Origin of the sequence: Rhodothermus profundi (genome assembly GCF_900142415.1) — a bacterium.
GTDB lineage: Bacteria > Bacteroidota > Rhodothermia > Rhodothermales > Rhodothermaceae > Rhodothermus > Rhodothermus profundi.
In genome coordinates, this window is sequence record NZ_FRAU01000011.1 from 54,441 (window position 1) to 72,246 (window position 17,806).

A 17,806-nucleotide genomic window follows, 5' to 3' on the forward strand; every position below is an offset into this window, starting at 1 on the left:
CCGGGAAGCAACTGGCGGCCGACCCTGTTTGAGGGAGCTCTCAGAAGTGCTGCTGCAGCAGAAAACATCCTGACCCGGCCTGGTGACTCAAGCCCTTATAGGCCGGTTTCCTTTGATAGAGGGGGCGTGATAGCTCAGGGCTTGTGTAATGCGCAGGTAAAAATCTGAAAAGAACCTAACAGCGTGAAATCGAAGCGCGTGCAGCAACCGGCTGAAAAACCAGCAACGCTGATCTGCATGACGCCGGTGCGCAACGAGGCGTGGATTCTGGAGCGCTTTCTGCAGTGCGCCTCGACATGGGCTGATTATATTGTGATCGCCGATCAGCAATCAACGGACGGCTCGCGCGAAATTGCCCGGCGGTTTGAAAAAGTCGTGCTTGTTGATAATCCACATGATGCCTACGACGAGGGAGCACGCCAGCAGCTACTGATCCAGACAGCCCGGGAATTGCCCGTGCAGGGGCAGTGTATTCTGATCGCCCTGGATGCCGACGAGATGTTCTCGGCGAACTGGATGGAGAGCAAGGAGTGGCAGCAGTTGCTGAGCGCGCCGCCGGGTACCGTTCTTTATTTCCAGTGGGCGAACATTGGTCCAAATGTTTCCTGCGCCTGGATTGACCCTTCCTATAAACCCTTTGGGTTTGTGGACGACGGTTCGCCGCACCGAGGCCGCCCTATTCACAGCCCGCGCGTGCCTGTCCCGGAAGATGCGCCAGCGCTGTATTTCCATGAGATTAAAGTGCTGCACTACCAGTACGCCGACTGGGCCCGCATGCGGAGCAAGCAGCGCTGGTATCAGGTCTGGGAGGCCTTACATCACCCCGAAAAGCGACCGGTAACGATTTTCCGGCAATATCATCATATGGAAGCCGCTATCCGTCAGGCCGGACCGGTGCGCTCCGAGTGGTTGGCTGGCTATGAGGCGCTTGGAATCGACATGCGGTCGATTCCAAAGGCTTCCCATTACTACTGGGACGAAGAAGTGCTGAAGCTGCTGGTTGAACACGGTCCGGAGCGCTTTCGAAAGCTCAACATATGGGACCAGGACTGGGGGACGCTTGCCGCCCGGCAAGGATTGTCCTATAACGGGCAGCTTCGTGATCCCCGCACTCCGTTTGAGAAGACAATCCATGCCTGGTTGCGGGCTACGCAGGGCATAAGCCACAAACTTCCTGTACGCGCGGTGCAGAAACTGTTGCAGTTATTTGGATGGTAACTACGCTGGAGGAATATCTATGAGCAGAATGCGCAAACTTCTGGTTACGGGTTCTTCGGGCCTGATTGGCTCGGAAGTGGCTTCGTACTTTTCCCATCGAGGATGGGATGTGCATGGCGTGGACAACAACATGCGCGCGTTTTTCTTCGGGCCGGAGGGCGACACGCGTTGGAACCAGCGACGGCTCGAAGAGACGCTGCCGCGGTTCACGCATCATGAGCTGGACATTCGGGATCGCCAGGGCGTGCTGGAGCTGATCGAAACCCTGCGTCCTGATGCGATTGTGCATGCCGCTGCGCAGCCTTCGCACGACAAGGCGGCGCAGATACCGTTCGAGGATTTCGACGTCAACGCCGTTGGTACGCTTAACCTGCTGGAAGCTACCCGGCGCTACGCGCCTGAGGCCGTGTTCGTGCACCTGTCCACGAACAAGGTCTATGGCGATGCGCCCAATGAGCTGCCTCTTGTGGAGTTAGAAAAGCGCTGGGACTATGCCGACCCGGCCTACTACAACGGTATTCCGGAGACGTTTCGGATTGACCAGTCCAAGCATTCGATTTTTGGGGCCTCGAAGGTAGCTGCCGATATCATGGTGCAGGAATATGGGCGGTATTTTGGTATGAAGACCTGCTGTCTTCGTGGGGGGTGCCTGACGGGGCCGAACCATGCGGGCGTAGAGCTGCATGGTTTTTTGAGCTACCTGATCAAGTGCAATGTGACAGGCCGCAAATACACCATTTATGGTTATAAAGGCAAGCAGGTTCGAGACAACATTCATTCTTACGATGTAGCCCGGTTTATTGAGTGCTTTATCGAAGAGCCCCGGGTGGCGGAAGTGTACAACCTGGGGGGCGGTCGGGGAAACAGTTGCTCGATTCTGGAAGCCTTCGATATGATCGAGGCGCTTTCTGGTAAAAAGATGATCTACGATTATGTGGATAAACCCCGGGAGGGAGATCACATTTGCTACATTTCAGACCTGACGAAAATGAAAACCCACTATCCTGAGTGGGATATTACAAAAAAGTTGTCGGACATTTTTGAAGAAATCTACCAGGGATGGATCGAACGCGTGAAAGCCCAACAGGTGGTCTGATTGCCTTTGTGCAACCATTTGGACTGCGAGACAGTAGCGGCGGCGGACGCATCCTGCGCGCGCTGCTTGAAAAGGCTCCGGTGCCGTTTCTGAGCATCTGCACAGGCGTGCGTCCGCCGGCTCCGCCACCGTTTGGGCGTGAAGTGCATCTGCCGCCTCGTCCCTATTTCGGCCGTCTTGAGGGCACCCGGTTCGCGCGTTATTTGCGCTGGATCGCTGAGTGGCGACAACCAGCCTTTGAACGGGCGCTGGAGCAGACTATTCTGGAGGCCGGGGCTACGGCGATTCATGCCATTCCGCACGGGATAGATTTCTGGCTGGCCTTCCGGATAGCCGAACGGCACGGGCTGCCCTATTTCCTGAATGTGCACGATGATATGCGTTATAACCTGGCCACGCACCCGCGCCTCGACTTTCTGATGGATCGGTTGGCCTACGTCTGGCAACGCGCCACCGGGCGAATTGTCATTTCAGAAGCCATGGGCGAGGCCTATAGTCGGTGGTTTGGTCGCCTGCCCTATGAGGTGATTACGGATGGATTGCCTGAGGAGCTGCCTGAGGGGGCGCGGCCGCGTCCGGCCAACCGAGCAGTCGTGTATTTCATGGGCGCGTTGCATCTGTCCTATCACCCCAACTTTCGGGTGCTGGTCGAGGCCATCGATCGGTTGCAGATTCGCCGGCCGGACTGGCAGGTTGCGTTTGTTACGCGGGGAAGTCGTACCCCCACGCGCCCCAAACGCGTTCCTGTAGAAGAATTACCTTATGCTCCCGAGGCTGAGGTAATGCGCGACCTGGAGCGGGTGGATGTGCTCTACCTACCGCTGCCGTTCGGCGAGCAATATCGCTGGTTTACGCGCTACAGCCTTTCCACCAAGCTGGTAACGTACCTGGGAAGTGGGCTGCCGATCCTGTATCATGGTCCGGCCGATGCAGCCGCGGCGCAACTGCTGGCCCGCTATAACGCGGCCATTCAGGTGCATGCGTTAGATGCAGACGCATTGAGTCGAGGGATTGAGCGCGCGCTGGAAGAGCGGGAGCAGTGTGTTGCTGGCGCGTTGCGGCTGGCGCGTGAGCGCTTCCGCCTCTCAGATCAGCGGGCCCGCTTCTGGGCGCTTCTTACCGGACAGGAAGTCTCGGCCCCGAATGCCTGAGCGGCCATGACTGCTATCTCTACATCGCGCTCAGCCGTCTGCACCCTCTTTGAGGGGCATTACCACTACGGGGTAGGAGCGTTGGTGAACTCTCTCTACCGCCACGGCTTTCGGGGAATCGTCTGGGTAGGATATCGGGGAAAGCTGCCGCCCTGGGCTCGCGCTGCGCGGCAAACACCGGAGGGCTACGATCTGGAGGTTGCGCAGAATTGTCTTATTCGTTTTTTGCCCCTTCAGATCGACATTTTCTTTTCAAACTATAAACCGTATTTCATGCTGGATCTCTGGGATCGCTATGGCCTGGAGGCCGAGCGATTGTTTTATTTCGATCCAGACATTGTGGTCAAGTGCCGCTGGTCTTTCTTTGAAGAATGGGTCGATAGTGGCGTAGCGCTCTGCCTGGACGGGGCCTATGCCTACATGCCGGCTACCCATCCGTTTCGTCTGCAATGGCAGCAGTTTGCCTGTCGCCAGGGACTTGAGGTGCGGCGGTGGCCTAATGAATACTATAATGGCGGATTTATCGGAGTGCGCCGTGAGCATCGCGTTTTGCTGGAAGCCTGGCGGACGTTGATGGAAGCGTTGCGCCAGGAGGGTGTTAACATTTCCAGTTTTAAAAACTATGAGGGCTACAATATTGGCGATCGGAGCCACCCCTTCTACGTGGCCGATCAGGATATGCTGAATCTAAGCGTGATGGTAACGGAGGTGCCGCTCAGCGTGATGGGTACCGACGCCATGGATTTCACCGGAGCCGGCTTCACGATGTCGCATGCCGTAGATGCCCCAAAGCCCTGGAAAAAGAATTTTCTATGGCTGCTGCTAAAGCGCGGACGCCTGCCCACGCTACCTGATGCTGAATTTTTGAAGTATATTGACAGACCGATCCCGCTCTATTCGCCGTTGCGTCTGCGCCTGAGACGCTTGAATTATCTGGCCAGTAAAGCGGTGGGTACGTTCTACCATCGGCACTGAGCCTATGGCAACAACTCGTCGGCATTACGTCACCTTTGATGACCGGCCTGTCCGTAACGCAGTAGGATTGAAGCTGTTGATGCTATCGGCGGCTGAGCATGCTCCGGACGATGTGCTTCATGTGGTGTTGCCCGAGCTTCCCGAAGCGCTGGTCGATTGGGCTCGTCGTCAGGCTCCCTCTGCCCTGCTTCACAGGCTGCAGCCCCGGGGAGAAGGTTGGTCAGCCAAACCAGAGGTGTTGCTCTACCTGATGGATCAGGGAATTGGTGAGCTTATCTGGCTGGATGCGGATCTGATGATGATTCGTAATCCCCAGCTACTCTGGGAAACGCTGTCGGAAGAAGTGTTGGTTGCTGCCGAAGACCTGGCGCGGCATTACGACGCAGCATTGGGAGAAGAGAAAGCACGGGTCTGGGGCTACAAGAAGAAACGAGATCTGGAAACGGGCCTGAACAGTGCCGTGCTGCGCGTAACCTATCGGCACCGTCCGCTCATTGAGAGCTGGGGCAAGCATTTGCAGCATGAGCTGTATCTACAGGCGCAGCGCAATTTTCAAGGGTTTGTGGATCGGCCGCGCGCGCTTTACGGAGATCAGGAGGTGCTGGATGCTCTGTTGATTACACAGTTTGTGGAGATCCCGGTACGGTTTCTCAAATATGGGCCCGAGATCATCCATGATCATCGGCATTTTTATGCCTATACGGCTCGGGATCGAATTCGGAACGCCCTGCGCCTGGCGCGGCCTTACTTTGTTCACTGCACTGGGTTTCATCCCTGGCTGGAAGGACCCGGTTTTCATCACGAAGAAAGTGGAGAATACTTCCACGAGAGCGTGCAGCTCAAGCCGTATGTCTGGTATGCCCGTCGCTATGCCGACAGGTTGGAAGAGGACAATCTGGACTTCTGGCTGCACTACCGCACGCCTTTTGGGCGGCTCTGTCAGGTGCTGACGCTGAACAATCCTCATCTGCAGGGACTGGGGCTCTGGGCCCTGGATCGGTACCGACGGTGGCGTAAACGGCGACAATAGATGCATGCGTATTGATCTGCTGTTTCCGGTTCTTCCGCCTGCGCTGGATGGCATCGGGGATCATACCGCGCATCTGGCTGCTGCGCTGGCAGCCGAGGGGGGGGCTGTTCGCGTGCTAACGGCACAGGCCAGGTGGACTGCTATCCCCGGGGTAGAGGTGGTGCAGGCGTTTCGCTGCCCTCCCCGTCGCGGCGTGGGAGAGCTGGTTCGTTGTGTCGCAATGGATCCGCCAGACTGGTTTATTGTGCAGTTCAATCAGTTCAGTTATGGACGCTGGGGGCTGAATCCTTTTCTGCCGATAACATTGCGGAAGCTGCGCCGCCGGTGGCCCCGCATGCGTCTGGCGGTGCTGTTCCACGAAGACTTCGTACCGCCTACAAGCTGGAGGAACCGGGTTTTTCGATGCTGGCAGATACCCCAGTTTCGGGCGCTGGGCCGTCTGGCCGATGTGGTGGCTTTCTCGATTCAGCCCTGGGTGGCGCAGTACCGGTCATGGTTCCCGCAGGCGCGTGTGGTGCACTGGCCGGTGGGGTCGAACATCCCCGATGTGGGATGTGACCGCTCAAAGGCCCGGGAACAACTGGGCATTGCGCCGGAGGGACTGGTTGTGGGCGTATTCGGGACAATAGGCGCTGGACGCCTGGTGGATTACATCGCAGCAGCCATTGACCGATTATGGAGGGAGGGGCTCTCATTTGAGGTACTGTATGTAGGGCCTCATGGGAAGCAGTTGCGGGCGCATCTGCCTTCTGAAGTAGTGCTGCGCGATGCCGGGGTGTTGTCTGATGTGGATGCTTCGATCCACCTGGCGGCGATGGATCTGCTGCTGGCGCCGTTTGTGGATGGCGCTTCGACGCGCCGTGGGTCGATGATTGTGGGCCTTCAGCATGGACTGGCGGTGTTAAGCACCGACGGACCGCTGACCGATCCGCTGCTGCGGGCAGAGCACGGACGATCGCTCTGGTTGACGCCGGTAGCAGATCGGCAGGCTTTTGCAGAAGCAGCGTGGCATCTGGCCACGCATCCGGCGCTTCGGCAAAAGCTGGGGCACAATGCCCGGCGTTTTTACGGGACAGAATTGGACTGGATGGTGCTGGCTCAGCGGGTTCGTCAAACGTTGGTACAGGTGAAGTCAGATGAAGCAGTGCGCATGTTATGAGGGTAGGGATTCTCATGCCGCTGGCTGAACAGCGTGGGGGAGCCGAGCAGCTTCTGCGGCTTTTCCTGCAGCACGTGCCGGGGGCGCCCGAGGACTGGCTGCTGGTGTTTTTTGAAGCTGGGCCGCTTGCAGAAGAGGCGCGGTCCCTGGGATTTCCTGTGTGGATTATACGGGCCGGACGTCTCCGGCAGCCGGTGCGCTATATGCAGACCGTGAGGCAGCTCGTGCGGCTGTTCCGGCAAGAGCGCGTCACGCTGGTGCTGAGCTGGATGAGCAAGGCCCATTTATATGGAGGAATTGCCGCACAGATGGCCGGAATTCCGGCGCTCTGGTTTCAGCACGGAATCCCGTTGGCCGGCGAGGTAATGGATCGACTGATCACGCTGATGCCGGCGGTCGGAGTGCTGGCTTGTTCTCGGGCAGCGGCTGATGCACAGAGGCAGCTCTGGCCGAACCGACCGGTCGAAGTGGTATATCCCGCTGTTGATCTGACTGTATTCGATCCTGATAGGCTGCCGACGTTCGCCGAAGCGCGACGTCAGCTCGGGCTGCCCGAAAGCGGTCCCCTGATTGGTATGGTCGGACGGCTGCAGCGCTGGAAAGGGATGCATACGCTTATTCAGGCCATGCCCCACATTCTGGAGCGGCATCCTGAGGCGCATGCTGTGATTGTGGGGGGGCGGCATGAGCTGGAGCCAGACTATGAGCTGTTTCTACGGCAGTTAGTCGCGCAACTAGGCCTGCAGGAGCGGGTATTAATGGTGGGGTTTCAGCGCGACGTTCCGCTCTGGATGCAGGCGATGGACGTGGTGGTGCATGCTTCAGATCGCGAGCCGTTTGGTATGGTGGTCGTTGAGGCGATGGCTCTGGGTAAGCCGGTGGTGGCCGGTGCGGAAGGCGGGCCCCGCGAGATCATTACGGAAGGGGTTGATGGCTTGCTGGCACCCTACGAGGATGCCACGGCACTTGCCCGGCAGGTTTTACGCTACCTGGACGATCCGACGTTTGCCTGTCACGTGGGCGAGGCCGCCCGCCGACGGGCACGTGATTTTAGGCCAGAGGTGTTTGTAAATAGAATGGTAAATACACTGTATTTATGGGTTCAAAGCTAAGAGAACTATGTTTTGGCACCTGTTACCGCCATCATGGATTCGGTGGATGGGACGTTTACCTTTTAAGTTGTCTGTTTTTCGCCCATTTATTGATATGATAGCTCGTTTTTTAAGGCAAGGTGAACATGTGATGGCGCATGGCATTGGTAAAGGCTTGCGTTTTGACCCGGCTGGACTTAGAGCTGGATATGCCTTGGGTACAGCCGACTTGGAAGAACAAAAGGTGTTGGCTGCTTGGTTGCGTTGCGGGCAGGTGTTCTATGATATCGGCGCAAATGTAGGATTCTTCTCAGTGCTAGCCGCTAAGCTTGTTGGGCCAACAGGAAAGGTCTATGCATTTGAGCCGTTTCTGCAAAATATTGAAGCAATTCGTAAAAATGCAGCTCTAAATAGCTTTGAGGAGATAATTGAGATATGGCATGGAGCAGTTTCAAATCGCAGCGGTAGTGGTAAACTGGTACTGTGTGAATCAAGTGATCGATTCAGACTGGAAGACACAGCGGTGAATGCGCCAAGTATCACCGTTCCGCTCTACACGATTGATGAATTGGTATTGAAAGGTCGACTTAGGCCTCCGGACCTGGTAAAAATTGATGTGGAAGGGCACGAGTTACAAGTGTTGCAGGGCATGGAGGAGACAATTCGGCGTTATCGGCCAGTTATTCTCTGTGAGGTACATTGGTGGGTAGGAGAAAATGAAGCGTTGCTGAAAGAGCTAGTTTTGCCGCTAGGATACCGTATTGCTCAAATAGATGATAAAACAATGCTGGGACATTTAAAGAATTATCATCTATTGATGATTCCAGGTAGCGTAAGCGGATCGCGCCAGAAGCGCATGTAGAAAAGTGCCTTGGATGAAGCGGCAGGCTTAGCAAAGTAGGATTTTGAGTTGGTAGCCCTGAGTGTTTAGCAAGTAAAGGACGAGAGATTAAAGAGCCAGAGCATATGCGATTGACGTTTCCGCTATTCGGAACTGCAGCGGCCATTTCCTGGCGCCGGACGCTGGGGGTGGGCGTGCTGGGCGCGTTGGGTGTCGGCGCCGTACTCTGGCTGTTATTGACCGGGCACGGCCGGCTGGCCCTGACGCTCATGCTGCTGGAGCTGTTTGTGGCCATGGCCACGGTGAACGTGCGCGTGGCCATTCTGGCGGTGTTTGCCTATTTGATTGTGCTGGGGGATCTGCGGCGGCTGTTGATCCCCCTGTTTGGCTGGTCTGGGCTTGATCCGTTGCTGGTGGTGGGAAGTGTATTTGCGCTGGTGGTGGTAGCCGGAGCGCTGGTGAACCGAGAGATTCGCTTCGACACGAAACTGGCGAAGTGGACGCTGGCGCTCATGGCAATCATGGTGCTGCAGATTTTCAACCCGAAGCAGGGGGGATTGATGGTGGGGCTGGCCGGCGCGATGTTTCTGATCGTGCCGATCTGCTGGTTCTGGGTCGGACGCACCTATGCAACGCCGGCCTTTATGCGCACGCTGCTCTACGGGCTGGTGCTGCCCCTGGCACTGGTGGCGGCTGCTTATGGGACCTATCAGGTATTTTTTGGCTACCTGCCGCACCAGCAGCGCTGGCTGGAGATGAACTGGTATCAAGGGTTAGGGAGTCCCAATAACCCTTCGCCCATTTCTCTTTTTGCTTCAAACACGGAATATGGAAAATTTTTGAGTATCGGAGTTGTGCTAGCATGGGCTGCTTTTTTGAAAGGAAACCGAATGGCAGGAGGAATTGCCTTGATACTGCTTGTTGCGGTAGCCCTAACAGGAATTCGAGGCCCCTTGTTTTTTTCTTTGGCCATGATGGTAGGACTCTGGGCGGTGCTTTCACGGTCAACGGTTGTTTGGGTGTTGCGCGGCGGCCTAGCTGCCGTGGTAGCTATTGTAGGATTAACCGTAGGATTGACTACAGCAACGCAACTTGATATAGATCCTCGAGCACGAAAACGACTAGAACGTCAAGCACAGGAATTTGTTTACGCATGGCGAGGACAAACTGATTATAGTTCGGCTGATAAACATTTTAGCATGATGCTTGGAGGGTATTTGTATTCGCTAAGCAATCCGTTTGGATTAGGTATCGGATCTGTCACGAAAGCAGCACTGAAGTTTGGAGGACGAGCTTATAATACAGAGACGCATCTAGGAAATAGTTTCGTTGCACTAGGATTACCAGGAGGAGTTTTGTATCATGTAATTATATTTCTTATAATACTTTATGCATTTCGATATTGGATATTTTCTCGTAGTCTAATTTCATTGGCTATTTTGGGGATTTTAGGAGTCACAATGGCCAGCTTGCTTGCAGGAGAGGCATATGCTGTTGGTCCTTTAACAGCTTTCTGTGCGGGAGCAATAGACAGATTATACTCAAATTGTATAGTAAACAAAATAAACTAGGCAAAAAAATGAGTATTCCAGTTTTGTATATTGGAGGATGGGGGAGAAGCGGGAGTACTTTGATTGGAAATATTTTAGGATCTATAGATCCATTTATACATCTAGGCGAATTGGTATGGATATGGGAACATGGATGGAAGTCTAATCACTTATGCGGATGTGGTATTCAGTTTCAATCGTGTAGTTTTTGGAAGAGTGTGTTGGATGATTTTTTAGAGAAGAACAGATCTGTTGATATAGATAAAATCATTTTTGTTAGAAATAGATATTTTATGTCAAACATTAATTTTCTCAAATTAATGCTTGGAAAGATAAATGATGAAATTGAAGAGTATTTATACTATGTGCATCAATTATATAAAAGTATATGGAGTAAATCAGAGAGTAAAGTTATTGTTGATTCGTCGAAGGTTGCTTTTCATTTCCTTGCATTAAGTATGATTAATGATATTGAATTATACTTGATTCATTTAGTAAGAGATGCAAGAGGGTGTGCTTATTCTTGGTGCAAACATATTTACCGTGAAGATGCAGAATCAGGAAAAAAGATTCCATTCGTTCAATATTCTCCAGCTTTTTCAACTTCTAGATGGTGTTTATATAATACTTTTTTTGAAATTTTTAAATCAAAAAGTTGTAAGCATGCATTAATAAAATATGAGTCGTTTATTCGGGATATTACATCTTATATAAAGTGCTTTATGTCTATGCTTGGAGTCGAAAAAATTAAATGTTGTGATGTGATGGATGGAGATGGTAATGTGAAAATCGGAATTAACCACACCGTATGGGGTAACCCTTCACGGCTAAAAAGAGGAAAAATCAAAATTCGTCTGGATGATGCCTGGCGGCGAGAAATGCCGTGGAAGGATCGTCTGGTCGTTACAGCGCTTGCCTGGCCCTGGCTGCTAAAATACGGCTATCTGTAAATCCATGCGGGGACCGAACCGGTACTATCGTTGTCTGGGCTATCGGGAGGAGCCGGAGGTGATGGAGCTGACGCGACCGCCAGCACGACCGTCGTATCTACACCGGGTGCTGCAAATCGTCGAGCGTGAGCTGGAGGGAATGGGCCTGACTTTTTTTGTTACGTGGAAGCTGGATGTGTTGCCAGCGTATGGCAACCATGTCGTAGCGATCGTCATGGGCGATGAATGGAGCCAGATTCCAGCCTATGTTGATCGGGTGCTGGTAACGTTTAAATGCTATGGCATTTATCCACAGTTAGCTGCGCGGCCACTGCGTAAGCCTTCTCGCCTGAATACTTTGTTGCTGCTGCGCCATCTCCGCGTGCTGGCGCACTGGTTGCCCGGAGCCCTGCGCTATAGTGGACGTCTATTACAGGGATGGCTTCGCGGCAAATCTTTGCCCCCGATATATGATCTGCCTCTAGGATATGGCAACCAGCAAGCACTACCTGTGCTTCCCATTGAAGAGCGGCCGATTGATGTGTTTTTTGCCGGAAGTGTAGCGCAGGGATTTCCCCGACGTTTCTGGTCGCCATATCGCTGGTTCCCCAGCCCCAAGCGACTGGCACGATTGCGGATGTTGCAAGTGCTTGAAACGCTACAACAGCGCGATCCGGACCTCCAGATCTTTGTCCATACTAACGCTCGGTTTGTACTCAATGCCCTGGAGTATGGCCTGACTAAGCCCGGTGAAGTCCTGGATACTGAGGCGTACTCGCAGACGCTGATGCGCAGCAAAATTTGCCTGGCACCAAGAGGTACCTCAGCTGACACGTTCCGGTTGTTTGAAGGCCTGCGTTACGGGTGCGTGGTCATCTCAGACCGGCTTCCTCGGCGATGGTTTTATCGCGAGGCTCCTGTCATTCAAATAGATGACTGGCAGGAACTGCATACGCTGATTCCCGCTTTGCTCCGCAATACGCAACGGATGCGACAGCTTCAGCAAGAAGCCCTGCGGTGGTGGCAGACCGTTGCTTCGGAGGAGGCTATTGGACGCTGGATGGCCCGGTGCATTCGAAGGCGACTGAGCGAAATCTCGACGGCTTCATCAGAAGCGGTACCGGTATAGGACAATGATTCACCTTGCCTTCATTACCCATAATATTTTTCCAGGCGACGGGCAGGGACGCGTCAACTTTGAGCTGGCCCGCTATTTTCTCTTGCGGGGCGCTACGGTAACGCTCTTTGCCGACAAAGTAGACCGGCGGCTGCTGGACATGGGAGCCTCCTGGGTGCCGGTGCACACCGGTCCGCTGGGCGAAGCCGTCGATCTCTACAAAGTCTGGCGCTTTCGGCAGCAGGTTGACCGCATCCTGGCTACCATGGACCATCTGTTTGATGTGATCATGGGATGCGGCGTGGTCACCTGTTTTCCCCATACGGTCAATGCCGTCCATTTCGTGCATGGCACCTGGCTGCGCTCGCCCTATCATCCGGCGCGCCGCAGCCGGCACCCCCGGGCTCTGTACCAGCGGATCTTTTCGCAGCTTAACGCTGCCTGGGAACAGGAAGCGTTCGTGCAGGCCCGGCAGATTGTGGCCGTCTCGGAGATGGTCCGCGACGAGTTGATCACTATTGGTGTCCCCGCGGAGCGCATAGAGGTGATTGTCAATGGCGTAGATCTGGATGAATTCCATCCCGGGCAGGCCGACCGCAGCCGGTTGGGATTACCTGAAGCGGTGCCGCTGGCCCTGTTTGTCGGCGACATTCGCTCCCCTATTAAAAACCTGGATGGCGTGCTGCATGCCATGAAGCAGGTGCCCGCGCTTCATCTGGCCGTGGCTGGACGGCTGCCCGGCAGTCCCTATCCCGCCCTGGCCGAGCGGCTGGGCATCGCCGAGCGTGTGCATTTTCTGGGATTTCGACGGGATATTGCCTCGTTGATGCGAGCTGTAGATTTTTTCGTCTTACCTTCTCGGCGCGACTCGTGTCCGCTTGTGTTGCTTGAAGCGCTCGCCAGTGGTCTGCCGGTAGTGGTCTCTCGTCTGGTAGGAACAGCCAGCCTGGTCGGTGAAGCAGGCTTTGTCATCGAAAATCCAGAAGACCGGGAGGCGCTGGCCCAAGCGTTGGAAACACTTACTCGGGACGCCGATCTGCGGCGCGTGATGGGACAGAAGGCGCGCGCTATTGCCAGGCAGCATAGCTGGGAGCGCATGGCCTCGCGGTATGCAGCGCTGTTTGAGCGATTGATTGGCAAAGAATTTCCGTTACCTGAACTGTACACGGTGTAGCGATGGCACGTCCCCGCATGCTCTGCATCAGCACAGCCGGTCCCGTAGGACAGGATATCCGGCGCATCCGACGCCTGACGGCGGGATTGCCGGTGGATTGTGCGATCTGGGGACTGGACCGGAGCCGATCGCGAACAGAAAACATGCGGGCAGTCTGGGAACGGCTGCGCCAGGACCGTCCTGATCTGGTGTACCTGGAGGGGACAGGCATTGCTGCTGGGCTGCCGCTCATCCGAGCCGCGCGGACCTGGGGGCAGCGCTACGTGGTATCGTCGGGGGATCCAGTGGGTGGTTTTTTTTACGTAACCAAAGGCCTGCCCTACGGCATGGTGTTCGGTGCGTACGAGCGCTTGCTGTACCGGCACTGTGCCGGATTTATCGGGTGGACGCCCTACTTGACCGGGGTGGCCCTTAAGCTGGGAGCGCCACGGGCGATCACTGTCGAAGGAGGCGTCGATCTGAAGACATTCCGGCCGTATCCAGCGGCGCAGCGTCAAGCGCTCCGTCAGCGCTACGGCATTCCGGCCAACCACCTTGTCTGTGGCGTGGTAGGGAGCCTGAAATGGGTGCCCCGGCAACGCTACTGCTACGGCCTGGAGCTGGTTGAAATGCTGCGTTATCTGCAGCGTGATGATGTAACCGTGCTCATTGTAGGCGATGGTGACGGTCGGTCCCGCCTGGAAGCCCGGGTGCCTGCCAGGCTGCAAGATCGCGTTGTGTTCACCGGGCGCGTTGAAGAAGCTGAAGTAGTTGATCTGCTGAATGTCATGAACATCGGGTTTATCACACAGACGCTGGACGCGCTCGGCCGCTACCGGCTCACGACAAAATTGCCTGAATATCTGGCCACAGGATTACCCATTGCGATGAGTCCGATTCCAGGCTTTTACGACTATGTCTATCCGGCTGGCTGGACGTTGCCTGAAGGACATCCGGCAGATCCGGCTTTCCATCAGAAGCTGGCAGCCTGGCTGGATGCGTTGTCCTGGGAAGAGGTCAGAAAGCGAGCGGCAGAGGCCCCAGCGCTTGCGCAACGGTTTGGCTACGACGTATTGCGGCCGCGTTTTGCCGCCTTTATCAGTGATCTGTTGGGCATTGACCTGGCGGAGCAAGCTGTATCACCGGAAAACGTTCAGCACGGATGCGGATAGCCTGTTATGCGCTGGTAGAGCAGCACGCCGGTAGTGTGGCCTCGGCCAACTATCTGGTGCTGGAAGAGCTGTTGCGGCGCGGGCATCAGGTGGACCTGTTTGCCAAAGCCGATTTTGTGCGCAAACCGGAAGGGTTGGCGCGCTGGCCGAATTTTCACTACAGGGGCGTGCTGCTCAAGGAGCTGCTGGCCCTGCGCGATCGGTGGCGCTCGCTGTTGCGCGGAGGGTTGGAGCGCATCGTGGAAGATTGGATCTATCGCAAGCACCTGGAGGTTATCGCCCGTCGGGTAGCTGTGCAGCATCGGCAGGATCCGTATGACGTCCTGCTGTTTCTGGGCGTGGGCGCTCAGTTTCAGGTAGGAGGCGTGCCGGTAGTCGCCTGGCTGCAGGGACCACCGCAGACTGAATGGCAGGCGATTCGGCGACTTCGGGATCGGCTGATTGAACTTTCGGGCCGAACCCTCTACTGGAAGCTCTGGGCATTTTACCGACATCGGCAACGCACGGCGCGGCGCGAGCTGGCGCGCTGCCAGGCTGTTATCTGCGGGAGCCAGTGGAGCCGTCAGCACGTGATAGCCTTTGGCGTGCCGGCTGAACGGGTCTTTGCCCTGCCCTATCCGTTCGATCTGGAACTGTTCTGTCCCCGTCCGGCAACACCGCCTCGATACCCGGGGCGGCGTACTCTCCTCTGGCTGGGACGGATTGATCCCCGCAAACGGCTCGACCTGATGCTGGACGCTTTCGCATTGCTACTGAAAAAACGCCGCGATGTGCATCTGGAGATTATCGGGCGGTTTACCTATGCGCCCGAGTATCGCCGCCTGATTGAGACCTTTCCCTTTCCGGAACATCTGACCTATGCGCCTGCGATTGCGCGTCTTGAGGTCCCGGAACTGCTGCGGTCGGTGGATGTGGTTGTGCAACCCAGTGAAGATGAAAATTTTGGTTCTACCGTCGCAGAGGCGCTCTGTTGTGGTCGGCCGGTGGTGCTGGGCCCAACCAACGGCACCGGCGAATATTGCGGAGAAGCTGCTTTTCGCTTTGAGCGCTATACGCCAGAGGCCTTGTGCAGGGCGCTGGAGACGGCGCTGCAGGCAGTCGAAACAGATCCAGCGAGGCTGGCGCAGGTAGCCCGGCAGACGGCTGAGCAGCAGTTTGACGTCCGTCGCATAGTGGACCAGCTAGAGGCTATTCTGGCTCGCACCACAGCCCCACAGCCAATGCGGGAGCTGATTCAACAGACTGAGTAGACTCATGGAAGAGCAACAAGGCCGGCTTCCTGATTTTCTGATCATTGGGGCTCAAAAAAGTGCAACGACCTGGCTGGCCCGCTTGCTTCGCCAGCATCCTGGTGTTTACATGCCGGAAAGGGAACTGCATTTTTTTAACTATCCCGGATCGCTTGCGCAGTACCAAGCAGCGTTTCGAGCTGCCCGACCCGATCAATTAATTGGTGAGAAAACCCCGGATTATCTGCATCTGACAGAGCGGCAGATAGCCCGCATTAAGGAGTGGATGCCTTCGGTGCGGCTCATTGTCGTGCTGCGTGACCCGGTGGCGCGTTCCTGGAGCCAGGCTCGCATGGAAGTAGCCGCGGTAAACCGGCGTCCCCTTGCCTGGCGAGATCGCTTCTGGCTAGCATGGCATGTCCATCTATTGCGCAATCGACTGCGTAGCGACTACCGCCGCGCCCTGCAGCGATGGCAACAGTTCTTTCCACGCCAGCAGTTTCTGGTTTTGTTTTATGAGGACTTATACCGGGACCCTGTCTCCTTCATGCATCGCGTGTTCGATTTTTTGGGGTTGTCAGCGTTGCCAGCGCAAACGTTGCATGCACTGGCGAAACGGCGAGTGTGGGAATCACCGGCAGCAGATATGCCAGCCTGGCTACGTTATGCGCTGACCCGGCGTTATTGCGCGCAGACGCAATGGCTAAAACAGCAGGGATATCAGGTGCCGGCGTCATGGCCAAATGCTAGTCTGGTGCAGCAGCTACGCCGCGAGGAGCGAGGGCTCTCCCTGAAAGCAGGGGTACTGACAGGCATGTTAACGGTGCTGTCTTTGCCTGAGCATCTGCTGGTTTATATGGGACGCTGGTTTCCGGCATTGCGTCTGTATCGGCTGTACGATCGCCTCCAGCATTGGCGAATGCACCGCGAAGAACATGAACGTCCTTCAACTCGGTAGTGGGTGGTTTGCGGAAGCCCCGGGAGGACTGGAGCGGGTCTATGAAGCCCTGTGCCGTTATCTGCCGGCGACCGGCGTGCATTGCCAGGGGGTGGTGATGGGCTCGGAGGCAGTAGCCCGGACTACAGAGGGAAAATTTGTGGCGGCAGCGCCTCCGGAAGCTCCACTCTGGAGGCGATGGCAGGGTGTGCGCCGGGCCGTCCGGCAACTCCGTCGTGACAGACCGTGGGACCTAGTGGCTGCTCACTTTGCCCTGTACACTTTCCCGGTGCTGGATCTGGTGCAGGATCTGCCGCTGGTGGTCCACTTCCATGGGCCCTGGGCCTGGGAAGGACGCGAGGAGGCCCGGCGAGGCGTTCAGGTGGCGGTCAAAGCCTGGCTGGAGCGGACGGTTTACCGGCAGGCAGTGCGTTGCATTGTGCTGTCTGAGGCATTTGGGCATGAGCTAGTAAGACGCTACGGTGTGGCACCGGAGCGCGTTCGCATAGTCCCGGGTGGGGTCGAAGCCTCGCGCTTTGCGCTGGACTGCTCCCGGCAGGAAGCCCGTGCGAAGCTGGGATGGCCTGCGGATCGCCCCATTGTGCTCAGCGTGCGGCGCCTGGTGCGACGGATGGGGTTAGAGCGGTTGATCACTGCGATGACTGCCGTGCGGCAGCGCATTCCCGAAGTCCTGCTGTTGATTGCCGGACGCGGACCGCTGGCCCAGGCATTGGAGGCGCAGATCAAAGCGCTGGAGTTGCAACAACACGTGCGTCTGCTGGGATTTGTCTCGGACGATCAGCTCCCGCTGGCTTACCGCGCAGCCGACCTGACCATCGTGCCAACCATTGCGCTTGAGGGCTTCGGGCTTATTACGCTGGAATCACTGGCCGCGGGTACCCCGGTGCTCGTAACTCCGGTCGGTGGGTTGCCTGAGGCAGTGCGGGGACTCTCAGAATCCCTGGTGCTGGACGACACCACCCCGGAAGCTCTGGCAGCTGGCCTGATCGAAGCACTGACAGGACGACGCGTATTGCCATCGGCCGAGGCCTGCCAGGCGCACGTGCGCGCGCACTACGACTGGCCTGTGATCGCGCAGCAGGTAAAAGGGGTGTATGCAGAGGCGTTACGGGAGGGCGCGTAAGCCCCTGGCCAATA

The 17,806-nt window shown here is 56.2% G+C and carries 16 protein-coding genes; all 16 read left to right on the forward strand.

The genetic code is table 11. From position 1 onward, the window contains the following. The first annotated feature begins 183 nt into the window (after positions 1-183). Positions 184-1,218 carry a glycosyltransferase family 2 protein gene (locus BUA15_RS12990; RefSeq protein WP_245772052.1) on the forward strand — a complete coding sequence of 345 codons (1,035 nt, stop codon included), beginning with the start codon at positions 184-186 and terminating at the stop codon, positions 1,216-1,218. Between the two features lie 28 nt (positions 1,219-1,246). After that, a complete protein-coding gene (locus BUA15_RS12995; protein WP_072716423.1) occupies positions 1,247-2,314 on the forward strand; it encodes an NAD-dependent epimerase/dehydratase family protein in 1,068 nt (355 codons plus the stop codon). Next, entirely contained in the window at positions 2,278-3,465 is a 1,188-nt protein-coding gene (locus BUA15_RS13000) for a glycosyltransferase family protein (protein ID WP_072716424.1), read from the forward strand. The genes BUA15_RS12995 and BUA15_RS13000 overlap by 37 nt, the downstream gene beginning before the upstream one ends. A 6-nt stretch (positions 3,466-3,471) precedes the next feature. Then, positions 3,472-4,440, forward strand: coding sequence for a hypothetical protein (locus BUA15_RS13005; RefSeq protein ID WP_072716425.1), 969 nt, complete (start codon positions 3,472-3,474; stop codon positions 4,438-4,440). A gap of 4 nt (positions 4,441-4,444) precedes the next feature. Beyond that, positions 4,445-5,470 carry a hypothetical protein gene (locus tag BUA15_RS13010; RefSeq protein WP_072716426.1) on the forward strand — a complete coding sequence of 342 codons (1,026 nt, stop codon included), beginning with the start codon at positions 4,445-4,447 and terminating at the stop codon, positions 5,468-5,470. A gap of 4 nt (positions 5,471-5,474) precedes the next feature. Then, complete coding sequence (locus BUA15_RS13015) at positions 5,475-6,629, forward strand: glycosyltransferase family protein (protein WP_072716427.1); 1,155 nt, start codon at positions 5,475-5,477, stop codon at positions 6,627-6,629. After that, on the forward strand, positions 6,626-7,741 hold the full coding sequence (locus BUA15_RS13020) for a glycosyltransferase (RefSeq protein WP_072716428.1): 1,116 nt from the start codon (positions 6,626-6,628) through the stop codon (positions 7,739-7,741). The genes BUA15_RS13015 and BUA15_RS13020 overlap by 4 nt, the downstream gene beginning before the upstream one ends. Positions 7,742-7,748: 7 nt before the next feature. Then, a complete protein-coding gene (locus tag BUA15_RS13025; protein ID WP_084660604.1) occupies positions 7,749-8,582 on the forward strand; it encodes an FkbM family methyltransferase in 834 nt (277 codons plus the stop codon). Positions 8,583-8,686: 104 nt separating this feature from the next. Continuing rightward, a complete protein-coding gene (locus tag BUA15_RS13030) occupies positions 8,687-10,132 on the forward strand; it encodes a hypothetical protein (protein WP_072716430.1) in 1,446 nt (481 codons plus the stop codon). An 8-nt stretch (positions 10,133-10,140) separates the two neighbouring features. Further along, positions 10,141-11,061, forward strand: a complete 921-nt coding sequence (locus tag BUA15_RS13675; protein ID WP_143149623.1) for a hypothetical protein — start codon at positions 10,141-10,143, stop codon at positions 11,059-11,061. A gap of 4 nt (positions 11,062-11,065) precedes the next feature. After that, on the forward strand, positions 11,066-12,169 hold the full coding sequence (locus BUA15_RS13040; protein ID WP_072716432.1) for a glycosyltransferase family 47 protein: 1,104 nt from the start codon (positions 11,066-11,068) through the stop codon (positions 12,167-12,169). Positions 12,170-12,173: 4 nt separating this feature from the next. Further along, a complete protein-coding gene (locus BUA15_RS13045) occupies positions 12,174-13,331 on the forward strand; it encodes a glycosyltransferase family 4 protein (RefSeq protein ID WP_072716433.1) in 1,158 nt (385 codons plus the stop codon). 2 nt (positions 13,332-13,333) lie between these two features. Next, positions 13,334-14,482, forward strand: a complete 1,149-nt coding sequence (locus BUA15_RS13050; protein ID WP_245772053.1) for a glycosyltransferase — start codon at positions 13,334-13,336, stop codon at positions 14,480-14,482. Further along, positions 14,473-15,732 carry a glycosyltransferase family 4 protein gene (locus BUA15_RS13055; RefSeq protein WP_072716434.1) on the forward strand — a complete coding sequence of 420 codons (1,260 nt, stop codon included), beginning with the start codon at positions 14,473-14,475 and terminating at the stop codon, positions 15,730-15,732. The genes BUA15_RS13050 and BUA15_RS13055 overlap by 10 nt, the downstream gene beginning before the upstream one ends. 4 nt (positions 15,733-15,736) lie before the next feature. Then, positions 15,737-16,669, forward strand: a complete 933-nt coding sequence (locus BUA15_RS13060; RefSeq protein WP_072716435.1) for a sulfotransferase family protein — start codon at positions 15,737-15,739, stop codon at positions 16,667-16,669. Further along, the gene (locus tag BUA15_RS13065; RefSeq protein WP_072716436.1) at positions 16,647-17,792 is read left to right on the forward strand and encodes a glycosyltransferase family 4 protein; all 1,146 of its coding nucleotides are present in this window, start codon (positions 16,647-16,649) and stop codon (positions 17,790-17,792) included. Before BUA15_RS13060 ends, BUA15_RS13065 begins: the two co-directional genes overlap by 23 nt. The last annotated feature ends 14 nt before the right edge of the window (positions 17,793-17,806 follow it).

Bases quoted from the DNA above. Each gene is read 5' to 3' on its own strand.
- BUA15_RS12995 (WP_072716423.1), top strand. From the start codon at position 1,247: ATGCGCAAACTTCTGGTTACGGGTTCTTCGGGCCTGATTGGCTCGGAA.
- BUA15_RS13000 (WP_072716424.1), top strand. From the start codon at position 2,278: ATGGATCGAACGCGTGAAAGCCCAACAGGTGGTCTGATTGCCTTTGTG.
- BUA15_RS13005 (WP_072716425.1), top strand. From the start codon at position 3,472: ATGACTGCTATCTCTACATCGCGCTCAGCCGTCTGCACCCTCTTTGAG.
- BUA15_RS13010 (WP_072716426.1), top strand. From the start codon at position 4,445: ATGGCAACAACTCGTCGGCATTACGTCACCTTTGATGACCGGCCTGTC.
- BUA15_RS13015 (WP_072716427.1), top strand. From the start codon at position 5,475: ATGCGTATTGATCTGCTGTTTCCGGTTCTTCCGCCTGCGCTGGATGGC.
- BUA15_RS13020 (WP_072716428.1), top strand. From the start codon at position 6,626: ATGAGGGTAGGGATTCTCATGCCGCTGGCTGAACAGCGTGGGGGAGCC.
- BUA15_RS13025 (WP_084660604.1), top strand. From the start codon at position 7,749: ATGTTTTGGCACCTGTTACCGCCATCATGGATTCGGTGGATGGGACGT.
- BUA15_RS13030 (WP_072716430.1), top strand. From the start codon at position 8,687: ATGCGATTGACGTTTCCGCTATTCGGAACTGCAGCGGCCATTTCCTGG.
- BUA15_RS13675 (WP_143149623.1), top strand. From the start codon at position 10,141: ATGAGTATTCCAGTTTTGTATATTGGAGGATGGGGGAGAAGCGGGAGT.
- BUA15_RS13040 (WP_072716432.1), top strand. From the start codon at position 11,066: ATGCGGGGACCGAACCGGTACTATCGTTGTCTGGGCTATCGGGAGGAG.
- BUA15_RS13045 (WP_072716433.1), top strand. From the start codon at position 12,174: ATGATTCACCTTGCCTTCATTACCCATAATATTTTTCCAGGCGACGGG.
- BUA15_RS13050 (WP_245772053.1), top strand. From the start codon at position 13,334: ATGGCACGTCCCCGCATGCTCTGCATCAGCACAGCCGGTCCCGTAGGA.
- BUA15_RS13055 (WP_072716434.1), top strand. From the start codon at position 14,473: ATGCGGATAGCCTGTTATGCGCTGGTAGAGCAGCACGCCGGTAGTGTG.
- BUA15_RS13060 (WP_072716435.1), top strand. From the start codon at position 15,737: ATGGAAGAGCAACAAGGCCGGCTTCCTGATTTTCTGATCATTGGGGCT.
- BUA15_RS13065 (WP_072716436.1), top strand. From the start codon at position 16,647: ATGAACGTCCTTCAACTCGGTAGTGGGTGGTTTGCGGAAGCCCCGGGA.